The organism is Desulfurispora sp. (assembly GCF_052744395.1).
Window position 1 is genome coordinate 1 of sequence record NZ_JBRAJI010000041.1, and the last position, 21,167, is coordinate 21,167.

The following is a 21,167-nucleotide window of genomic DNA, read 5'->3' on the forward strand; positions in this document are numbered from 1 at the left end:
GCCCTTGCCCGGCCGGCCGGCGATCGCCGTCACTCTGGAACGCCGGCCGGCTACAGCCGGTCCGGCCGCCGGACCAGCCAGATCCGGAACAGCCGGGGTTCCGGGCACCAGCTTCTCCAGTAATTCCCGCAGTTTGGGCAAAATTTTCTCCCGTTCCAGGCGCAGGCCGGGCTCCAGGTTCATCCGGGCCAGAGCCTCACTGTACATGTCAATCAATATACCCAGGCCGGTGGCCACATAATTGCGGTTGACCCGGTGGCAGCTACCCCGGCTGCCCTCGGTGTGGTGCCAGAGAAAATCGTTGTCCGGGCGCGGGTCGGGAAAACGCAGCGCCCACCCCTCCAGGGGGGTAAAGGTATATTTCCAGTCGTCACCACCAAAGCTCACCAGGTATCTTTCCCTTTCCACCTGCCCCACCACATACAGGCCGGTGAGAATATTGCGCCGCCCGCTGGTGGTATAAAAAAAGATCAAAGGGTTTTGCCCCTGCTGGCAGGCCCGGTACAGCTCGGAAACATAGCCGTCTACGTCCACATCGCGGCCCCGCTTGTAAAATGAGGGATGGGCCACGTCAAAGAGGCTGAGCTCATAGCACTGCCGGATCTGGAGGGCACAGTAGTTGGCCCGAAAATAGTCCGAGGCCCCGCAGGCGTGTTTGCGCGGTTTGTCGCAGATATTTCCGTCATAACCGCGGTTATGGTTGTTCACTTTCATAATTAAGCAGTTTTCTGCCGTAAGCACAACCCCAGGCTCCTTTCCGGACGGTTTCGCCGGTTTTTCCACCGGCGCCATCCAGAGATCATTATATCAAAAAAACCCCGGCCAACGATACGGTAATTGCTATTTTTGACATTTTATGCCTTGCTGCAGTCAGAGTAAAAAAGGCCGGACGGGACACTGCCCGTCCGGCTGTATCGACCATTGCAGCAGAAAGTTCCGGCAGTCCAGTTGCGCAGCACTGGCCAGCAATGCAGCACGGGAACCGGCCCCGCCTCGCACCGCGCGGTTTAATGTTCCGCGGACTGAAATGCCGGCGGCTTTTCCCGGAAAAAGCGGGTCTTGAAAGCCAGATAAACCAGACCCACGGCCAGCCAGATAAAGCCCAGCTGTTTGGCCTCCGGCTGCAGGCTGTACCAAACATAAAAGATAATTGCGAAACCGCATAGAGGGGCTACCAGGTACTTGAGCAGAGAAGCCGGATCGGTCTGCCGGCCGCGCAGCACATAGTGGTTGATCACTGACAGGTGCAGGAACAAAAAGCCGGTTAACGCCCCGAAGTTGACCATGGAAGTAAGCCGGTCCATCTGCAGGGCCATGCCCACGGTAATGGCGATCACCGCCACTAAAATGGTGCTCATGTAGGGCGTCTGATAGCGCGGGTGCACTCTGGCCAGCAGGGAGGGCATCATCCGGTCGCGGGCCATACTGTAAAGCAGGCGGGAAATGGCCGCCTGGGCCACCAGTCCGTCGCCAATACCCCAGGCAATGGCCGTGGCCAGGGCGCACAGCCAGCGCAGCCAGTCGCCGCCGGCCGCCTGGGCCACTGTGTAAAAAGCGGTGTCCAGATTGTCAAAGACCTTGTGATCGGGCACCACCAGGCCAGCCAGGTAGGTCTGGACAATGAACAGGCTGCCCACCAGCAACAGCGCCGTCACAGTGGCCTTGCCCACCATGCGCCGGGGGTCTTTAGTTTCCTCGGCCAGCGTACTGATGGCGTCAAAGCCCAGGAAGCTAAGCACGGCCAGCGAGGTGGCCGCCATGACCATGTTCAGGCTAAAGCCCTGTGGTTTCCAGATGGGATCCAGGGTAAAGCTCCCCTGCCCCACCCCCTTGAGCACAGCGATAAAGGCAACCACAATAAAGGCCACCAGGGCGAAAAGTTCGAAAATCAGCAGAGCGATATTGGTGCGGGCGGTCATCTCAATACCCCGCAGATTGACCAGCGTATTAATAATCACAAATACCGCAATCCAGCCCCAGTAGGGGAGCACCGGCAACATCTCCTGCAGGGCGTAACCCGCCACCAGATAAACCAGAGCCGGGGTCAGAATATAGTCCAAAAGCATGGCCCAGCCGGCAAAAAAGCCCACGTAGGGGCTGATGCCCCAGGAGGCGTAGGAATAGACCGAACCGGCGATGGGAAAGGCGCTGGCCATGCGGGCATAACTCCAGGCGGTGAAAATCATGGCCACCACCCCAATGGCATAGGCCAGAGGGGCCATGCCGTTGGAAACATCGGCCACATAGCCGTAAATCCCCATGGGCGCGATGGGTACCATGAAGACCATGCCGTAAAAGAGCAAATCCTTAAAACCCAGCGCTCTTTTCAATTCCTGTTTATATCCAAACTCCTCTACAGTATGCTTATCCTGATCCATCCTTCCGTACTCTCCTTTCCCAAAAGTTGTGCTGAACTAACAGGTCATTTAAAAAGCCAGCGGCACGCCCAGCCGGCGCAGGATATGGCGCGGCAGAGCCATGCGGGCGGTCTTGAGCGGATCCACCACCTGGGAGATTTGCAGCTGGCCTACAGCACTGAGCAGCATGCCGGCTTCGTTGAGCGAACAACCCAGCCAGTTCCGGAGCAGCCCGGCCATCTGCCGTGTGGCTAAAGCAGCCGCCTCATCCAGGGTAGCCGCTGAAGCCAGCACCGCCACCCACTGCGGGGTGCTCACCAGGGGATATTCCAGCGGCCAGCCGGGCACACTGGTGACCGTAACATCCACTTCACCGGCCACCTCCACCCCGCTGACCATGATTTCCCCGTCCCCCATCAGAGCGTGCAGGTCGCCCATGGCCAAAAGACCCCCCTCCACCCGAGCAGGCAGGTAGACGGTGCTGCCGGCTGCTATCAGCGTGGTATCCATATTGCCGCCGTGCCGGCCGGGCACGCCGCAGGGAATATCCTCCCCGGCCGGTGCCAGGCCAATTACCCCGATCATAGGAGCAACCGGCACGTCCAGCAAACCCAGTTGCGCCTTTCCGTTCTTGATTTCCACCATTTTGGTCTCGGGCTGCTGGACCAGATCGCCCAGCACCCCGGCCCCCGGTGCCGCCACCATAATGCCGGGCGAAAAGACGCGGATATCCTGTATATGCACGGCTACAACATCGCCCGGCCGCACCCCTTCCAGGTAAACCGGACCGGTAGCCGGGTTGACCCGGGAAAAGTCCAGCGTGGCCACGGTGTCGGCACAGGATTTGACCTGTCCGCCAAAACAGTCCAGCGTTTCAAAAGTCAGCCGGGCGGGCAGGGGTGTACGCAACACTGGCGGGTTGCGGTGGGACATACTGTAAACCACCTGACTGGCAGGTATGCGCTGCAAGAAAGATTCCTCCTTTATATCAGCTCCAGATACTCGTTGATTTCCCAATCAGTGATGTGCTCTTGAAAACGAACCCATTCCCGGCGCCGCAACGCCAGGAAGTTGCGGCAGAATTCCTCACCCAGGTATTCGCGCAGCACCTCGTCCTTTTCCAGGGCAGCCAGAGCAGCCGGCAGGCTGTCGGGCAGGGGCGGCAGTTCGGACAGCTCATAGGGGTTCTGGCCCACCACCGGCGGCGGGGGTTCCAGCTCTTTCTCCACTCCATCCAGCGCCGCAGCCAGACAGGCGGCTACAGCCAGATAGGGATTGGTGTCGGCCGCCGGCAGGCGGTTTTCCAGCCGGCTCTGGGCACCGCGGGCAAAGGGCACCCGCAGCATGGTGCAGCGGTGCTCGTAGCCCCAGGAAGCGTTCACCGGAGCAAAGTAGTAAGGTCTGAGCCGCTTGTAGCTGTTGATGGTGCTGTTGGCCAGGGCGCAGAGGGCCGGCGCGTGGGCCAGCTGGCCGGCAATCGCCCGCCGGCAGAGCCGCGAAAGGCCGTCGGCGGCCTGCGGGTCATAGAAAGCATTTTCGCCCCGCTCATCCAGCCAGGAATGGTGGAAATGCCCCCCGCTGCCACTGCTGCGGGGAAAGGGCTTGGCCATGAAGGTGGCCCGGTAGCCCAGCTGGTGCAAAATTTCCTTGATGGAGGTCCGGTAGTAAACCGCCATATCGGCTACCGCCAAGCCGGAAAAAGGAGCATTGGTGATCTCAAACTGGCCGGGACCGTATTCCGTATTGGCCACTTCCGGCCCGGCCCCGATGCCTTCCAGGCCCTTGATAATGGCCGTGAATATATCGGTCAGGCCAATCTGGACACTGTCGGCAAAACAGTTCAGGCCCTGCCATACCGGGCGGTGCGCGCTTTCCGGCCCGGGTTTTTGCAGAACATAGAACTCGAACTCAAAGGCGCCTTTCAGGGTATAACCCCGGCTCTCCAGCCGCTGCAGCACCCGGCGCAGCACCTGGCGGGGGGCCGCTTCCCACAGACTGCCATCGGGCCGGGCCAGATCGGCAATCACCCGGGCCGTACCCGGCAGCCAGGGCAACACCACAAAGGTACTCAAATCGGGCAGCAGCATAAAGCTGGGAAACCCGCCAGCATACCCCTCCCCGGCGGCGGGCACCAGCTCGGCCGAGCTGTCCACCGCCAGCAGGGCCGACGGGTACTGGGCCGCCGCTCCGCCCTGAATGGCGTTCAGAAAAGCCCGCACCGGCACGAAGCGGGAGCGGATAATATTGCTGTTGTCCGTGATGGTTAACCGTACGGTATGAATGTTGTACTCCTGAATCAGATTTTGCACATGTGCAATCAGCTGATCTTGCCAGTTTGCTTGAACCACGGGGCATGCCTCCATTATCCTGTACTAAGCAATTCTCGTACCAGCACCGGCAGCAGGTCCGGACCGCCTTTTTACCGCTCCGGCCGCCTCTCAACCCGCCGGGCGCATTTTTGATCAACCTGCACCGTTGCAATTGCCATAGCGGCCATATCAGAAATATAATAAAGCAAAACAGAGGAATTAAAAAATATTTATCTTAATTGCATATCTGCAATTGCTTGCGTCTTTGCAAATATGAGCATCGCACCGAATTAACCGGAGCGCCAATCGACACCCGGAATGCTGGAGGACTGTTATGCATAAACGCCTGCTTTTTTCACCACCCCCACCCGAACCATTGCCCGTCTCGCCCCTGTCCCCGGTAATTGTCAGCCCGGCCATGCGCGCAGCCTACGACCTGGCCCGCGCCGTCGCCCCCTACCCCACCACTGTGCTAATCAGCGGCGAAACCGGTACGGGCAAGGAGGTCCTGGCTTCTTACATCCATCATATTAGTCCCCGGGCCCGCCACCCCTTCATCCGCATCAACTGCGGAGCCATTCCGGAAAACCTGTTGGAATCCGAACTGTTCGGCTACGAACAGGGCGCCTTTACCGGCGGGCGGCGGGAAGGGGCCATGGGCGTTTTTGAAGCCGCCCACCCGGGTACGCTACTGCTGGATGAGATAAGCGAACTGCCGCTGAAAGCCCAGGTGAAGCTGCTGCGCGCCCTGCAGGAAAAAGAAATCCGCCGGGTAGGCGGAACCTGGTCCAGGGTTATTGATGTGCGGGTAATCGCTTCCACCAACCAGGATCTGAAGGAGCTGGTGGAGCGGGGGCTTTTCCGGCGCGATCTGTATTACCGCCTGGACGTGGTGCACATCCACCTGCCACCTCTGCGCCAGCGCCCGGAAGACATCGCCCCGCTGCTGGAGCACTTCTGCCGCCAGCTAAATGACGCCTATGGCCTGCAAAAGCGTTTCAGCCCGGCGGCGCTGGAGCTGCTGCAAAAGGCCCCCTGGCCGGGCAATGCGCGCCAGTTGCGCAATCTGGTGGAAAAAATGCTCATCACCTGCCCCGGAGAAATTATTGAGGCCGCAAATCTGCCGGCCGAATTTCGGGTCGACGGCGCAGACAGTGCGGCGGACGAAAGCCGCCCGGCCACACTGCAGGAAATTGTGCTCCGGGCGGAAAAAGAAGCCATCAGGCAGGCCCTGGAGCAGTACCCGGACAGGCGCCTGGCCGCCCGGGCCCTGGGCATCGACCCCAGCACCCTGAGCCGCAAGATGCGCCGGCTAGGGCTTTTATAACGGAAAAGTAGCGGCCAGCATCTCCCGCACCTGTTCCGGAGGCAGGGGACGACTCAGCAGGTACCCCTGGGCGTAGTCGCAACCGCTCTGCCGGGCCAGGCTTAAAGCTGCTGCCTCCTCGATCCCTTCGGCCACCACTTCCAGGTGCAGGCTGTGAGCCAGGGCCAGCAGGCTGGTAAACACCGGCAACCGGTCGGGCAACAGAAACCGGTCGCACAGCGACTTGTCCAGCTTGATTTTCTTCACGGGCACAAAGGTGAGGTAGTTCAAGGCGGAATAACCCCTGCCAAAATCGTCCAGGGCGATGGACACTCCCAGCTGCTGCAGCCGGTGCAGGTTTTCCAGCACCACGGCCTGCTGCTCTAAAAACACATTTTCGGTAATCTCCAGCTCCAGACAAGCCGGGGGCAGCCGGTGTTCCTGCAAGAGCCGGGTCAACTGTTCCACAAAATCGCTCTGCTGCAGCTGGCGGGGGGAGACATTGACGCAGACCAGGCCGGGAGCACAGCCCGCCTGCCGCCAGCGGACCATCTGGCGGATGGCCTCGTCCAACACCCAGTGGCCGATCTCCCGGATCAGGCCGCTTTCCTCGGCCAGGGGAATGAATTGCGCCGGGGAAACATTGTGGCCGGGCAGGCGCAGCAGGGCCTCCAGGGCGGCCACCCGCCCCGTGCGCAGATCCACCAGGGGCTGGTAGTGCAGGACAAAGCTGTTTTGCTGGAGCGCCCGGCGCAGCAGTTCTTCCAGCGCCAGCTGCTCCTCCAGCTGCGCCGTCATCTGCCGGCAGAAAAAGAGGCAAGCGTTTTTGCCGCTCTTTTTGGCCGCAAAAAGGGCGGTGTCGGCATGCCGCACCAGGGTGATCACATCGTCGCCGTAAGCCGGATACAGGGCCACCCCCAGACTGGCGGTCAGGTGCAAGCCCTCGCTCTGGTAAATGCCGGCGGCCAGCCGCCCCTGCAGGGCCACCGCCCGCTCCCGCACTTCCTGTTCCTCAAAAATGCCGGGCCAGAGCAACAAAAACTCGTCCCCCCCGAAGCGGGCCACCAGACCGTCCGGTCCGGCCACCAGCTGCAGCAGGGCGGCCACTTTTTGCAGGATCACATCGCCGTAGATATGCCCCCGGCTGTCATTGATATGTTTGAAGTTGTCCAGATCCAGCAGCAGCACGGCACCGCTCCCCGAGCCCTCCAGTTCCCGGGCCAGACTTTCTTCAAAACGCCGCCGGTTGGCCAGGCCGGTGAGGGGATCGTGATAGGCCATATGTTCAATATAACTCTGGTAGCGGGCCTGCTCCTCCAGCAGTTGCCGTTTTTCCTCGTACTGGGCCTGGATCTCCTCCCGGGCCGCTTCGTTTTCCTGGTAAAGCTGGTTTTTTATGGCCAACTCCTGCTGCAGCTGTTTTTGCACCCGCCGCAGCTGGAGTATATACAGGCCGGAGAGCAGGGCCACGCCCAGGGCCAGCCCCAGTCCCAGCAGGCGCTGGCGGGCCAGCAGGGCCAGCATCTGGCGAAAAGTGCTCTGCATGTACACACCCGTGCCGATATAAGCCTCGATCTCGGGAATGCCCCGCACATAGGAGAGTTTGCGCTCGTATGTGCGCGTAAGGGGACGATAGGAGTAATATGATACATATGTTCCTCCGGGATTTTGCCGGGCCGCCCGCACCAGCTCCCGGATTACATATGTACCCTTTATGTCCCGGTAGTCCCACATATTCTTGCCTTCATTTTGCGGTTCATACGGTTGCACCAAATATATCCCGTCATATGTGCTCATAAAAATATAATTTTTGCCAAATTCATCCTCATAGCGCATCTGCCGCACCAGCTCGCGGATCTGCTGGCGGGCCTGGGCTACTGTAAGCTCTCCCCGCCGGCATTTTTCCACCAGGGGGGATATGGCATTGTAGGCCAGATCCACCTTTTCCTGCAGCTCATGCTGCCGCTGGCGCAGCACCAGCTGGTAGAAATCGTCGCTGAGCCGTTGGGAATAGGCCAAACAGACCAGCAAAAACAGCAATAAAAAAGCTGACAGCACCGGCCAGCTGCTCACCCGGACCGGCCACCGGCTCTTGCGCAGCATCTCCTCTACCTCCCGGCTGGCTTTCTCTTTAGTTCGGGAACCAGTTTTTTATGCCAGAGCCAGGCTGTCAAAAATACAGTTACGGCAAATTCAACATAATAATTACAATATAAAACAAAAAAGTGCCTCCTGGAAGCACTTTTTGGTGAACTATTATCAACACCTTTTTTCAAAACCAAACCCCAAAATATCTAACCAAAAACTTCCCTCAGAGGAATCTGCAACCCGGGCAAAAGCGCTGTGCTTAGAACATCGGCGCTGTCCAGTGCACCGGCCCAGAGCCAGCCCTGGGGCCCGGAAAGCAGCACTTCCACCAGCTTTATTTCCGGATCCACCAGCCAGTATTCCTGCACGCCGGCCGCCCAGTACAGGGCGCTTTTCTGCTTTTTGTCCAGGGCGGCCGTAGCTGGCGACAGCACTTCCACCACCAGGTCAGGAGCCCCCTGCACGTACAGCTCACCAATTATGCCACCCCGCTCCTGGCTGATAAACAGCACATCGGGAGCCACCACCTGTTCTCCCAGGTGCACATCCACTTCCTGTAACACTTCCCCCCGGGGGTTTTGCCGCAAATAGCTGTGCAGGGCGGCAGCAATTCTCAAGGCTATCCGCTGGTGGGCAGGGCGGGGACGGGGAACCATGATCAACTCTCCTTTGAGCAACTCATAACGCTGCTCATCGTTCAATTGCAGGTAATCCTGCACTGTGTACGGACGGTCATTTAACACCTGTAGTTCCGGCATGCCCCCACCTCCTTAGCTGCCCGTAGGTCAGGCATCACATTTATATTTATCATCATTATGCCATACTGCCTACCCTTGCACAAGCACGCGTCCGGCAGGCCGAAGGGTGCTTGCGGCCGCGCCCCCCTTTTACCCGCCCCGGCGCGGCTTTTTTTCCAGCGGCTCATAGCCGGCCAGATAGCTTTTCACCAGCAGCCGGCAGAGGGGCTGCCAGGCCGGGCCGGGCTGCCCGGCCAGCATGTTTGCTGTCTCAAGCCCCGGGTCGGCGGCCGGCCCGGCCGATAGGCCCGGAGCGTTTTGCGCCGATACAGGTTTGCCGGCCGCGGGTCTGGATGCCGCCGGTTTGTCCGCGAGCTGCTGCTGGTGGCGGCGCTTTTTTTCCTGCCGCTTTTTTTGTTTTTTGGTAGCCATGGTTATCCCTCCCCGGCACCGGCAGCCGGAAACACCGTCCGGCGGCCGGTTATCCCCGACTTAGCGCCCGGCTACAGCAGGTCCTGTCTTATTCACCGGCCGGTCCGGCGGCTTAATGCCCCGCTCTCGACCGTTTTTGGGGCCGGCCGCTCCGGCGGGCCGGCTCCGCCCCGGAAAACTGCAGGGCCAGCAACTGCCCCAGTTCGGCATCGGAGAGCTCGGTCAGCCAGGCCTCGCCGGAACCGATGATACGGCCGGCCAGTTCCAGCTTGTGCTCCAGCATTTCGTCAATGCGCTCCTCCAGGGTGCCCAGGGTGATGAATTTGTACACCTGTACACTGCGGCGCTGGCCCATGCGGTAGGCCCGGTCGGTGGCCTGGTTTTCCACCGCTGGATTCCACCAGCGGTCAAAGTGAAAGACATAGTTGGCCGCCGTGAGGTTAAGGCCCGTGCCGCCCGCTTTGAGGGTCATGACCAGCACCCCCGGCGCGGCGGCCGCACCGCCACCTGCCGGTTGCCCACCCTCCGTCAGGCCCTGCTGGAACTGCTCCACCAGCTGGTCCCGCATGGCCCGGGGTGTACCCCCGTGCAGAAAGAGCACGGGCTCGCCCAGCAGTTCCTGCAGGTACTGCTGAATCAGCCGGCCCATGGTCACAAACTGGGTGAAGACCAGGCAGCGCCCGCCGCTCTGCCGCACCTGCTCCACCATTTCACCCAGGCGCTGTAGCTTGGGAGAAGGCTCGCTCCGCCCCGGGGCTGCCGCCCCGCGCAGCAAGCCGGGGTGGTCGCAGATCAGTTTCAGGCGGGTCAGAGCGGACAGCACTAGGCCCCGCCGGGCCAGCCCCTCCACCTGTCCCAGCCGCGCCTGCAAATCATCCAGCACATTCTGGTACAGGGCGGCCTGGGCCGGGCTGAGCGCGATATATTCCTTCATCTCCAGCTTTTCCGGCAGGTCCAGTTCTACCTCGGGGTCGCTCTTGAGCCGCCGCAGCAAAAATGGCTGCACCAGGCGCTGCAGCGTAGCCAGGGCCGGCTCGGAGCGGCCCGCTTCGGCCGCCCGGCCGAAATGGCGCACAAAGGCGGCGTGGGAACCCAGGTAGCCCGGGTTGAGGAAGTGCATCAGGGACCACAGCTCTTCCAGGCGGTTTTCCAGCGGGGTACCGGTCAGGGCCAGGCGATGGCGGGCGGTAAAGCTGCGCACGGCTGCTGCCTGGCGGGTCTGGTGGTTTTTGATGTTCTGCGCTTCATCCAGACAGAGGCAGTCCCACTGCACCGCCTGCAAGTCCTCCCGGTCCAGATGGGCCAGGGCATAGGAGGTGATCACCAGCTGGCAGTTGCCAATCCTGTCCAGCAGTTCCTGGCCCCGGGGCCGGCGGGTGCCGTGGTGCAGGTAAAGGCGCAGCTGCGGAGCAAAACGTTCCAGCTCCTTTTGCCAGTTGCCCAGCACCGAAGTAGGACAGACCAGCAGGGAGGGACCGGTCAGCTCACCCCGCTGCTGCAGGCAGCAGAGGTAAGCGATGAACTGCACAGTTTTGCCCAGGCCCATGTCATCAGCCAGGCAGGCCCCCAGCCCCAGGGCGCGCATGTGCACCAGCCAAGCCGCCCCCTTTTGCTGGTAAGGCCGCAGGGTACCGGCAAAACCGGACAGTTCCCCCGGCCAGGGAAGCTGCCGGCAGTTCACCAGGGTATCCAGGGTGGCCTGCCATGCTGCCGACAGCTGCAGCTGGATGGAGGGCTGAGCGCCGGGGACGGCCTCATGGCTCCCCGGCGGCCCGGCTGCGTCCCCGTCCGCATCTTCTAAAGCCGCTCCGGCGGGCTTTTTCCCCCGGCCCCGCGGCCCGCTTGCCGGCGCCTCCCCCGCTTCCTCCCCCTGGCCTATCAGCTGGCCGGCGAAGTAGAGCTGCAACACCTGGGCCAGGGAAAGCTGGCGGTGCCGCTGCATAAAGCGGCGCAGGCGCTGCCAAAAAGTTTGATCCACATACACCCAGCGTCCCTGATAATGCACCAGGGGCTGCTGCTCCTTGAGCAGGCGGGCAAATTCCCCGGGGCTGATCTCCTGCCCGCCAATGGCCACCTGCCAATCGAAATCCAACAATTGCTGCATGCCCAAAAAACCGCTGCCCGCAGCCTGACTGCGGGGCCGGGCCAGCAGAGCGGGACGCTGCCGCCGCACTTCCTCCCACCAGGCGGGCAGGAGCAAAATGTAACCGGCAGCGGTCAAGCTGGCCGCTCCTTCGGTCATCAGCTGCCAGGCCTGGCGGTGGTTCAGCCGCCACACCGGCACGGCCGGAGAGGCAGCCTGACGGGCAGATGCGCTCACCCCGGCAACCGCCGCCTCCGGCCGGTGCTCCCCGGCCCTGCCTTCCCCGGGCAGCGGCAGAAAGGGCAACAGCCGGATCCAGCGCTGCACATCGCGCCCCAGGCGCCGGGCGTGTTCCCGGCACGGTTCGGGCAGCTGTCCGTCGGTTATTTCCACCTCGGATGCGGGTTGCTTTTTGTGCCGCAGCACCACCCGCAAAAGCCAGTCTCCCCGCCCGTCCGGCGGCTCGTACAGCTTCAGACAACTCTGCCAGGGCGAGTCATCCACCAGCCAGCCGATGGCTTCTAGCCACTCTCCGGAATCGGCCGGAGTTTCCACCGGCAGGGCTTTCCCGGGCAAGATCAGGGGATACTGGCGCACCAGCTGCTGGTACCATACGGCTGCGGCCGGAGTTTGTCCCTGGATTTCCTGCAGCACAGCATCCAGCCAGCCGGAAAGCGCCGGCCAGATCTCGGGCGGCAAATCGTCGCGCAGCGCCACTGGAGCGGGCGACTGCTCCCCAACCCCCTGCATCACCGCGGCGGCATCCGGCACCCCCATCCGGGCCAGCTGTCCGGCCAGCTGCAGGGCCTGGGCGGCCCAATCACCGGCTGGCGCCAGTTCCTCCTCCCCCGGAGAAATTTCCGGCAGGGGACAGATCTGCCAGCCCGCCCGGCCTTCCCGCCAGGCCGTCCAGGAGGGCATAAAAGCTCCCCGGCGCAAAAAGCTGTCTACCAATCGGGCCAGGTATTGCAAACCGGGCCACTCGTCCGGCCAGGTCCAGTACAGGTGGCGCAAAACGGGCCTGGCCACCAGCAGCTGCAGGGCGGTCAGGGGCGAAAGCAGCACTTCGCCCGCCTCTTCATCCACCGGCACAAAGCTGCCGTAAAAGGAAGGCCGGTGCCAGGCCAAAAGCATGCGCCCGAGGCGCTCCGCCGGAATCTGGTAGTGCTTTCCGGTCTGCTCCTGCGCGGTAAGTTCCCTGACCCACTGCTGCGGCCGGTAGTAGCCCCTGAGGGCCAGCCCGGCCGCTCTGTCCCGGGCGGTCAGAGCCCGCACCTGCACCACTGGATACAGGGTGTCGGGCAGGGGCATTTCCCGGGCAGAAGGTTTGTATCCTCTGAGCACTAAATCACCTGCTCCCGCTGCAGCATTTCTTTGAACAAGCGCAGGCGGCTGTATTTGTCCTGAAGCCGCTGACAGTAGCGCTCCCACTCCTCCAACCGGCCCAGTTTGTTATACAGGCGCCGCATCTGAACCAGCAGCTGAGCCGCCTGCCGGTAATTTTCTCGACAGCGCTTTTCCAGCAATATTTCTACTTTCTGATGATAACAGGGCAGTTGCTCGGCAGGCCGCAATACAGAAAACACCCGCTGCAAATCCCGCCCGGTTTCTTCACCGGGGGGCCGGTCAAGCACGATGTTCTGCAGCAGCAAAAATACATCCGTGACCTGCTGCCGCTGCTTTTGTTCCGCATAGTGCTGGAGCAGGGGCAGCAGAACACTGCCACAGGGCAGCATCTGCTGCAAAAATGACTGATAAGCATGTTGTACCTGTTCCCGCCGGTCCTGTCGCAGCAAACGCTGCCACAGGTCCAGGCAGATTTGTATGTCTTCCTGGAGATCCTCCTGCTCCACCATCCGGGGGTCCCAGCGCGCCAGCTCTCCCAGCCGCCAGCTCATATACTCAAGCCACTCCAGCAACAGCGGCCCTTCCCCCAGCTCCGCTACTCCGTACACATACGGCCAGAGGGGGTACACGGCGTCCAGCCGGTCCCATACAGGAATGGCTTCTGCCAGCCCGTACCGCAGATAGGTAATGTGCCCCAGGAGCAATATGTATTCCCGATTGTTTTGCCAGTCCGGATGCTCCTTGCCCAGACGTTTTAAGCGCACCAGTTCCCGCTCCAGGTCGGCCGGCTCAGTGAGCACGGCAATGCTCACCATCCGGTACAAATGCTGCCAGTCCAGCAGGGGCATGGCGTCATCACCGGTTCGGGAGAGCACCTGCCGGCCCAGCAGGGGTAGCAGTTCCTGCCACAGGCGGGTGCACCGGGGCAATAAATCAACCCGCAGGGACTTCCCGACAGCCTCTACCTCGTCTTCAATTTTACTCAAAACCTGGCCGCAAAAAAGCCGGGCATGGAAAAAATAGGAGGACAGGTCTTCCGGACGGGTTACGGTCCGGCGTCCGGCCCCGGCCGTCGACCTCCCGGCTCTGCCGGTCGGCAACAGTAGATGGGACTCCAGTTCGCTAAAGGCTTCCTCCAGCCAGACCGCCAGGTGCACCAGCGCCCCCAGAGCAAAATTAATCCGGTACGACAGCGGCCAGCCGCTGCTCAATTCCTGCACCTTCTGCCAGTAGAAGCGGCAGCGATCATCCAGCGCGGGCAGTTCAACCAGCAGGCGCTGCCAGACGGGGCGCTGCCCGCTACCGCCAAACCACAGCTCCTGCCAGGCCGCCGGCCAGAGTGCCGGTTCATCGGCTGGTGACAGTTCCTCCACGGCCGAACGCCGCTGCAGCGCTGCGGCACGGGCACCGCCGGCAGTTGCTTTACTGTTGCCGCCCTCATTATCCCCGGGCGCGGCCGCCGCACCGCCCGCCCGGCCCATCAGCCAGTGATAACATTCAACGGCATCCATGTACTGGCCCAGCACAGCAAAGAGCAGCGCCGCCAGGTGGGCACAAAAGGGCTGCCGGCAGGTGCAGCTGGAAGACTCCAGCCTGTCCGGCAGGACAAATACCTCATGGGTTTTCTTGCGACTGCGCGGCCGGTTGGCCACCCGGGCCTGCAGTGTGCCCTGCGAGGTCTGCCCCAGCTCCGATACGGCTTTTTTGTCGTACAGGGCATAGCCCTGCCGCAGGGCCGCCGCCGAAAAAAATTGCGCCATCTGCCGGCGCATTTCCAGCAATTGACTAAACTTTAAATTAAACATGTCCACGCCTCACCGGATCAAATGTAGAAATGGCCCCTTTTCCAAAGATTATTTTACCGTGTTACCTCACAAGGTACAAGCAATAAAACCGGAGTCAAACCGCCCTTCCGACCCGGTGGAGAACCCGAAGCAGGCGAAATTTGTTATAAAATTTTTATAATTTGTTAAAGACCCGGTAATAACTGCCGTTTAAAATGGGTCTTAACCAGCAGGCCGCGCCAATGTGCCACCTGTTCCCCAACCTGAGGGGACGCCTATTTTAGCCTCACTCTCCACAGAGCACCCGGCCCGGCAATCCACACCATTGCTTAAAAAACTACAGGAGGTAATTTTTTATGGATCAAATGAACTGGAAATGCTCCAACTGCGGCTACACTTTCCTGTCCCAGCCGGACCGGCTGCCGGAAAAGTGCCCGTCCTGCGGGGAAAAGTGCACTTTCCTGGATGTCACCTGCTACACCCCCGACTGCCAGCTGCCCCAGGGGCCGGGCTTTGACCCGCGCATCGGACAAAAGTAGTGGCTCCGGACCCGGAGCAGCACACACCTCCTCTTTCCCCGCCCCTGTTTTCAGTTTTTTGCTTGCGCCGCCCGCCGGGCGGTATTTTTTCCGGAAGAAGGACTTTTTCACGAAATATCTCCCGGGAAAAACCATCCCGCTCCCTTACGCTGCCTATAAAGCAACAACTGCGGCAGGCCGCCTGCTCCGGGCAAAAACAAAGCGCTTCGGGCAGCGTTTGCTGACCGAAGCGCTACTACAGGTAGCCCCGGCCGGGTTAAAGCCGGTTTAATCCCCCACCGGCGTGCCCGGAGCGGGATCAATTTACTTCTTTCGCCCCGCTGATATCGGGCGGTGTAAAGGGCTGGCCGAATTGCTCCAGCATGAAATGGCCTTTCATCTGCATGTGCAGCTCGGGTGAAGTGCCAGCCGGCGCTACAGCGGTACCCTCCCGGGGCAGGGGCATCTCCACCTGCAGATCCAGATCAATTATTTCGCCCAGCAGAGTCTGTTTGTTGATATAGACCGTGTAAGTATAATCAAAATCCATGCCGGCCAGCATTTTTTGAGCCCTGGCCACCGCATCGGCCCGCTCGGGCATGGTCTCGGGCTCTTTTTCCACCGACAGGAGCAGGTCCATCAGCTGCAGCCGGGTTTTTTCCAGACCATCTTTAAAACGGGCCGGATCCAGGGATGCGGTCAGCACATAATATTCCCGGCCGTTTTGCACCGCATCGTTTTCATAGCTGGGCAGAAGGCCGAATTCCCGCATTTGCTGCATGGCTTTAATGGGATTGGACTGGATGTCCTGCTGCTGGGCCCAGAAATCGGCCGGCAGGGGATTTTTCTGTTTCACCCAGCCCGCCTCGGGCAGCTTGAAATACAGATAATCGCCGGTAATATAGCTTTCCACGGTCATTTCCCCGGGCATGGCCTGCTCGGGCACCCCGACCGGACGCTGCATTACCTGCCGGGTGTAAACCGCCAGCGGTTTTTGCTGGTAGCTGGCCTCCAGCCGGCTTTTTATGAGCAGCTGATCGGGCATATCCAGTGCCTTTTGTTCCTCCGCGGGCGGTGTAATCAGGTAGCTCAGTTCCCCCTGCATCCGGTAGGTATTGTAGCCGGCCGTGGCCTGCCCGGAGCGGGCCAAAAGCTCCATGGCGGTCAGACCCTGGCGCAGTTCCGACCGCTCCAGGGACACTTCCGGCGGGCTGCCCTGCCAGCGCACGGTATAACCGAAGGCCTCGGCTACCGCCCGCAGGGGGATATACACCTGTCCACCGTCCACATAGGGTGCCCGGGGCAGCTCAATCCGCTGTTCGCCTGAGAAGGCTGCGGTTTGGCCAATCTTTAGCCGCAGGGTCTGCCCGTTTTCTTCAATCACCAGCTCGCCGGCCGCCGGCTGACTGACAGCCGCCCCGGCCAGGCGGGCATAGTCCTTTGCCGCCAGCATGGTGGTATCCTGCGTCAGGTAGGCGGACGCCTTCGCAAAAGTCTCCCCGTTCACCGCCAGGGCCACCTTTTCCGCCGCTCCGGCCCGGGCCATGGGTGCCGCCCCCAGCCACAGGGCCCAGCACCCCAGCAGCACCATTTGAATCAGTTTTCTCCGCAATACAACCCCTCCCGTTTTCCCTGCGGTGCGAAGCAAACGCAGAGTTTAGTAAGTTTTTACTATTAACTATAGACGGTGGATAACAACCGCTGGTTCAACCCAGCCCGAAATTTCATTGACAAACTGACTGAAAAACTATATAATTGCCTGTAAATTCTGATATTTTACAATTACTTGAACTCTTTACGGCATCTTTCAAAGCATAATTTTTTGTAATCAATTGAATGAACATTCATACACCATCACCGCCGCCAGACCGGGCAGAACTAAATATATTAAAAAGAGGAGAGGTTAAAATGGGCCATCTGATCAATAATGCCAAGGAGGAAGTCTACCGGGCGCTGGCCGAGCGCCTGAACCGTTACCCGGTGGGAGCACCGGTGAACCAGACGCTGCTCAGCATCCTGCATCGTCTGTACACCGAAACCGAAGCCATGGTGGGAAGCAAACTGCCCCTTCAGCCCCTTACCCTGGACAAAATTGCCGACCTCACCGGCCTGGGCCGTGCTGAGCTGCAAAAGCTGCTGGAGGAGATGTCTCTTAAAGGGCTGATCCTGGATATGCCCAGAAAAGACGGCGTTTATTACATGCTGGCGCCCATGGTGGTGGGCTTTTTCGAGTACACCTTTATGCGGGTGCGTGAGGACATCAACATGCGCGAGCTGGCCGAGCTGTTCGAGATTTATTTCAAAGATGAACAGGTGCGCGAAGAATTCAGCGGCAAAGACACCAAACTGATGCGCACGCTGGTCTATGAGCAGCTGATACCCGCCGCCGTGGAAAGCGAGGTTTTGACCTTCGAGCGGGCCAGCGAAGTGATCCGCCAGGCCGAGGTGGGCGCCGTCTCCCTGTGCTCCTGCCGGCACAAGGCCAGCCACCTGGGCAAAGCCTGCGACGCTCCCCTGGAGGTGTGCCTGTCGCTGGGCAATGCCGCCCGCTGGGTGGTGGCCAAGGGCATGGCCCGCCCGGCCACAGTGGACGAAATGCTGCGCATCCTGGATCAAACCACCCGGCTGGGGCTGGTACACATCTGCGACAACGTGCTCAATCAGCCGGCCTATATGTGCCACTGCTGCGGCTGCTGCTGCACCATCCTGCGCAACATCAAGGAATACGGCAAGCTGGCCACCCATCCCAGCAACTTCATCCCCGCCCTGGATGAAGCCAGCTGCACCGGCTGCGGCAGCTGCGCTGATGCCTGCCAGATCGCTGCCATTAACCTTAAGGAAAACGCCGGCAGCGAACAGCCCGCCGTGAACCGGGAAGTGTGCATCGGCTGCGGCGTATGCGCTGCGGCCTGCCCCACCGGCGCCCTGACCATGGCCCGCCGCGAGACCATCTACACCCCGCCGGCCAGCCAGAAAGAAAAGTTTATGCGCATAGCTATGGAAAAGGGGCGGCTGGGATAGCCCTACGGCGCTCCCGGTCCGGTCACCCATTTTTGCTCACTGCTGTACCTGCTGGGAACCACCATATGTCAACTGTTATCTTCAGGCGTAGCCAGCCCTTGCCCGGCAGGCCACGCCTGTTCATTTTTTGTGCCAATTAACGCAAAATTGCTTCTTCCCGCCTGCCGGAAGGAAAACCGGCCGGGGCGGGAGAAAATAAGCAGTAATTCCCGCAAAGGACGTGGTCTTAATATGCCCGGATTTCTGCTCAAACCCCGCATTCAATTCGGCAGCGGCTCGCTCGGTTACCTCAAGCAGGTCAAAGGCCGCCGCGCCTGCATTGTCACCGAGAAAATTATGGTCCAGCTGGGCCATGTGGACCGGGTGACCCGCATCCTGCAAAACCGGGGTATCGAGTTGGAAGTATTCCCCGAAAGTCGTCCCGACCCCGGACTGGATCTGGTCACCAGAGGACTGCAGCACATCATCCAGTACCGGCCCGATCTGCTCATCGCCATCGGCGGCGGCTCCTCCATCGACGCGGCCAAGGCGATTATGTACTTCTGCCTCAAGACCAAGGAGCAGTTTGTGGAGCACGAAAGCATCCGCAAGCCCTGGTTCGTGGCCATCCCCACCACCAGCGGCACGGGTTCGGAAGTGACCTCCTATGCGGTAATTACCGACCCGGCCGCCGGGCGCAAAATGGTTCTAATTGATGATGTCATGCTGCCCGATATGGCCATTTTGGACCCCGATCTGACTCGCACCGTGCCGCCGCCGGTGATTGCCGACACGGGCATTGACGTGCTTACCCACGCCCTGGAGGCCTACGTCTCCCGCCCGGCCAACTGCTTTACCGACATTTACGCCGAAAAGGCGGTGCTCCTGGTTTTTCAAAATCTGCTGCGCCTGTACAAGAGCCCGTCCGATGATGCTGCAAGGGAAAATATGCACATCGCCTCCTGCATGGCCGGCATCGCCTTCAACAATGCCGCGCTGGGCCTAAACCACAGCCTGGCCCACGCCCTGGGCGGGCGCTTCCACCTGCCCCACGGCCGCAGCAACGCCCTTTTCCTGCCCCTGGTGATCAGCTTCAACGCCGGGCTGGAGGAAAAACTGCCCACCGCCACCGCCTCCCGCTACGCGGCTCTGGCCCGCCTGTTGGGACTGCCCGCCGCCGACCCGGCCCAGGGGGCCCGGGCCCTGGCTGAAGCGGTCAGGGTGCTGCGCCAGAACCTGGAACTGCCGGACAGCATTGCGGCGGCCGGCGTGGACAGGGCCCGGCTGGATGAGCTGCTGCCCGGCATGGTCGAGGATGTATTAAAGGATATGTGCACACCGGGCAATCCCCGACCGGTATCCCGGGAGGACGTTGTCCGGCTGTATGAACAGGCGGCCCGGAAGGCTTAATTGCGCTTCTAACGCTGGACCGCCGGGGACTCCGGCTCCACCCGGCGAATTAAACAAGCGCGGGCCTTTCTGTAAAAGAAAAACCCGCAGCTTTAAGCCAGCACCAGCACTCTGCCGGATTAAGGTTGGCGAAAAATGACCTGGCTATATTTTTTCAGCATGTATTACCTCTGCGCGGTGGCTTTACTGCACGAAGCGGGCGGCTTAAAGCCGCCCGCCTATGTTTGGCTGAGCACCGCCGGCATGGTACTTTTCCTGCTGGCCTCCTTGAGCATTGCCTGCGGCTTTCAGCGCTATGTGGCTATTTTTTCCCTGTTTCTGGGGCAACTACTCTTTTTCCTCTACCACATGGATTTTTCCACCTGGCACGCCGCCCTCACCCGGGCCATGCCCATGCCCGTGCTGTTCACAGTCATCCCCCTGCTCACCCTGCCTGTGCAGCACGGCGGATACCTGCCGGCCATGCAAAGCTACCTGGCCGGCCGCTGGCAAAAGCCGCTACGCCTGTTCTGGCTGCTCAGCGGACTGCACCTGTGGCTGACCATTGCCTTAAATATCGCCTCTTTGCCCACGATGCAAAAATTGCTGGCCGACAGCCGGCTGCCGCAGCGCTTTTTGGTGCGCCTGTATACCACGGGTTATGCCTCTTCCATGGTTTTCTCTCCCTATGACGGCATGGTCAATATGGTTCTGCTGCTCACCGGCGTGCGCTATGCAGTATACTTCCCGGCCGCCGCCGGTATGATGCTGCTGATCATGCTGATAGGCGCATGGCTCTTCCGCAGGGAAGGCAGCCTGCCCGCTCCTGCGGCCAAAGCAGCCCCGCCCTGTCCCGGGGCCGGGCGCAAAGTGGGCGAGCTGGCGCTGCACATCGGCGTCCTGATCGGCCTGGTCTTTGTGGGTGACCGGCTGCTGCACCTGTCCAACCAGCTTTACGTGATCAGCCTGCTCATTGTCTGCTATGCCCTGTTCTGGCTGGGCCTGCTTCAAAAATGGCCCGTGCTGGTGCGAGAAATGCCGGTCTATCATAGCCGCCTGCTGGGCAGCAAAAATTTCCTACCCTTGATTGTAGCCGCCGCCTTTTTGGGCACCATCCTGGCCGCCACCCCCTTGAAAGGGTTGCTGGAACAGCTTTTACCCACCATGCAGGCGCTGCCACTGTATATCGTTATCCAGCTGATGATCCTGCTGACCATCGCTTTAAGCCTGTGCGGCATCAATATGACCGTGCCGGTAACCGCCCTGGCCCTGACGGTTGACCCGGCCGCGCTGGGACTGGCTCCACCGGCCTTTGCCTTAAGCCTGCTCTGCTGCTGGTACATCGCCATGAGCATTTCTCCCTTGGTGCCCTTTGCCGCTGTGCTGGCCGAAACCGTGGCGTCCACCCCCCGGCAGGTCACCTGGCAGCAAAACCGGCGCTTTGCCCTGCTCATGTTCTTTCTGGCCCCGGCTTTCATCGTGCTGAGCAACAAAATGTTTTAAAGGGCCGCTCCCGGGCGGCCCCTGGTTTAAAATGTCACCTGTAATGGGAAACAATTTCTTCCTGTCTGCTCAGGCGATTGTCCAGCCTTTTGATATCATCCCACACCATGCGCAGTTCTCTTTTAATTTCGGACACATCATTCCTCAGCTTGCGCTGCCCCTGCTCCAGGCGCATCTGGCTCTGTTCGATGCGGTCCAGCCGGTCGTTAATCAGTTGTTGACCATCTTCCAATATTTGCTGTCTTTCTTCCAGAGCTTTCTGTCTTTCTTCCAGAGCTTTCTGTCTTTCTTCCAGAGCTTTCTGTCTTTCTTCC

At 60.6% G+C, this 21,167-nt stretch carries 14 protein-coding genes and 2 pseudogenes; 5 read left to right on the plus strand and 11 right to left on the minus strand.

The window, feature by feature from the left end; all coding sequences use genetic code 11:
* The 4 genes and pseudogenes from ACUVTU_RS10630 to ACUVTU_RS10645 form a co-directional block, all read right to left on the minus strand.
* Positions 1-741: pseudogene (locus tag ACUVTU_RS10630) on the minus strand (McrB family protein); the annotation flags it as partial.
* Between the two features lie 266 nt (positions 742-1,007).
* A complete protein-coding gene (locus tag ACUVTU_RS10635) occupies positions 1,008-2,378 on the minus strand; it encodes an APC family permease (RefSeq protein WP_445889941.1) in 1,371 nt (456 codons plus the stop codon).
* A gap of 48 nt (positions 2,379-2,426) precedes the next feature.
* Positions 2,427-3,326: an acetamidase/formamidase family protein gene (locus ACUVTU_RS10640; RefSeq protein ID WP_445889942.1), complete on the minus strand. Its 900-nt coding sequence runs from the start codon at positions 3,324-3,326 to the stop codon at positions 2,427-2,429.
* Positions 3,327-3,340: 14 nt separating this feature from the next.
* Positions 3,341-4,705: a glutamine synthetase family protein gene (locus ACUVTU_RS10645; RefSeq protein WP_445889943.1), complete on the minus strand. Its 1,365-nt coding sequence runs from the start codon at positions 4,703-4,705 to the stop codon at positions 3,341-3,343.
* A gap of 295 nt (positions 4,706-5,000) precedes the next feature.
* Here ACUVTU_RS10645 and ACUVTU_RS10650 point away from each other — a divergent pair, with 295 nt between their 5' ends.
* On the plus strand, positions 5,001-5,993 hold the full coding sequence (locus ACUVTU_RS10650) for a sigma-54 interaction domain-containing protein (RefSeq protein WP_445889944.1): 993 nt from the start codon (positions 5,001-5,003) through the stop codon (positions 5,991-5,993).
* On the opposite strand, the gene ACUVTU_RS10655 is transcribed toward ACUVTU_RS10650, so the two are convergent.
* The 5 genes from ACUVTU_RS10655 to ACUVTU_RS10675 all read right to left on the minus strand — a co-directional run bounded on the left by ACUVTU_RS10655 (position 5,988) and on the right by ACUVTU_RS10675 (position 14,464).
* Positions 5,988-8,075, minus strand: coding sequence for an EAL domain-containing protein (locus ACUVTU_RS10655; protein WP_445889945.1), 2,088 nt, complete (start codon positions 8,073-8,075; stop codon positions 5,988-5,990). The genes ACUVTU_RS10650 and ACUVTU_RS10655 overlap by 6 nt on opposite strands.
* A 191-nt stretch (positions 8,076-8,266) precedes the next feature.
* A complete protein-coding gene (locus ACUVTU_RS10660; RefSeq protein WP_445889946.1) occupies positions 8,267-8,818 on the minus strand; it encodes a Uma2 family endonuclease in 552 nt (183 codons plus the stop codon).
* 129 nt (positions 8,819-8,947) lie between these two features.
* Positions 8,948-9,229 (minus strand): hypothetical protein, encoded by a 282-nt coding sequence (locus ACUVTU_RS10665; RefSeq protein WP_445889947.1) that lies wholly within the window; start codon positions 9,227-9,229, stop codon positions 8,948-8,950.
* Positions 9,230-9,341: 112 nt separating this feature from the next.
* On the minus strand, positions 9,342-12,656 hold the full coding sequence (locus ACUVTU_RS10670; protein WP_445889948.1) for a DEAD/DEAH box helicase: 3,315 nt from the start codon (positions 12,654-12,656) through the stop codon (positions 9,342-9,344).
* Entirely contained in the window at positions 12,656-14,464 is a 1,809-nt protein-coding gene (locus ACUVTU_RS10675; RefSeq protein ID WP_445889949.1) for a hypothetical protein, read from the minus strand. Before ACUVTU_RS10675 ends, ACUVTU_RS10670 begins: the two co-directional genes overlap by 1 nt.
* Before the next feature lie 335 nt (positions 14,465-14,799).
* Between ACUVTU_RS10675 and ACUVTU_RS10680 the strand changes: the two genes are divergently transcribed.
* Positions 14,800-14,982, plus strand: a complete 183-nt coding sequence (locus tag ACUVTU_RS10680; protein WP_445889950.1) for a rubredoxin-like domain-containing protein — start codon at positions 14,800-14,802, stop codon at positions 14,980-14,982.
* Between the two features lie 298 nt (positions 14,983-15,280).
* On the opposite strand, the gene ACUVTU_RS10685 is transcribed toward ACUVTU_RS10680, so the two are convergent.
* On the minus strand, positions 15,281-16,573 hold the full coding sequence (locus tag ACUVTU_RS10685; RefSeq protein WP_445889951.1) for a DUF6612 family protein: 1,293 nt from the start codon (positions 16,571-16,573) through the stop codon (positions 15,281-15,283).
* A gap of 296 nt (positions 16,574-16,869) precedes the next feature.
* On the opposite strand from ACUVTU_RS10685, the gene ACUVTU_RS10690 reads away from it, so the two are divergent.
* From ACUVTU_RS10690 to ACUVTU_RS10700, 3 genes are all read left to right on the plus strand, one after another.
* The gene (locus ACUVTU_RS10690; protein WP_445889952.1) at positions 16,870-17,982 is read left to right on the plus strand and encodes an ATP-binding protein; all 1,113 of its coding nucleotides are present in this window, start codon (positions 16,870-16,872) and stop codon (positions 17,980-17,982) included.
* Positions 17,983-18,213: 231 nt separating this feature from the next.
* Complete coding sequence (locus ACUVTU_RS10695; protein ID WP_445889953.1) at positions 18,214-19,371, plus strand: 1-propanol dehydrogenase PduQ; 1,158 nt, start codon at positions 18,214-18,216, stop codon at positions 19,369-19,371.
* 135 nt (positions 19,372-19,506) lie between these two features.
* Positions 19,507-20,853 carry a hypothetical protein gene (locus ACUVTU_RS10700; protein ID WP_445889954.1) on the plus strand — a complete coding sequence of 449 codons (1,347 nt, stop codon included), beginning with the start codon at positions 19,507-19,509 and terminating at the stop codon, positions 20,851-20,853.
* 34 nt (positions 20,854-20,887) lie between these two features.
* Here ACUVTU_RS10700 and ACUVTU_RS10705 read toward each other — a convergent pair.
* Positions 20,888-21,167 (minus strand): annotated as a pseudogene (locus ACUVTU_RS10705) (hypothetical protein); the annotation flags it as partial.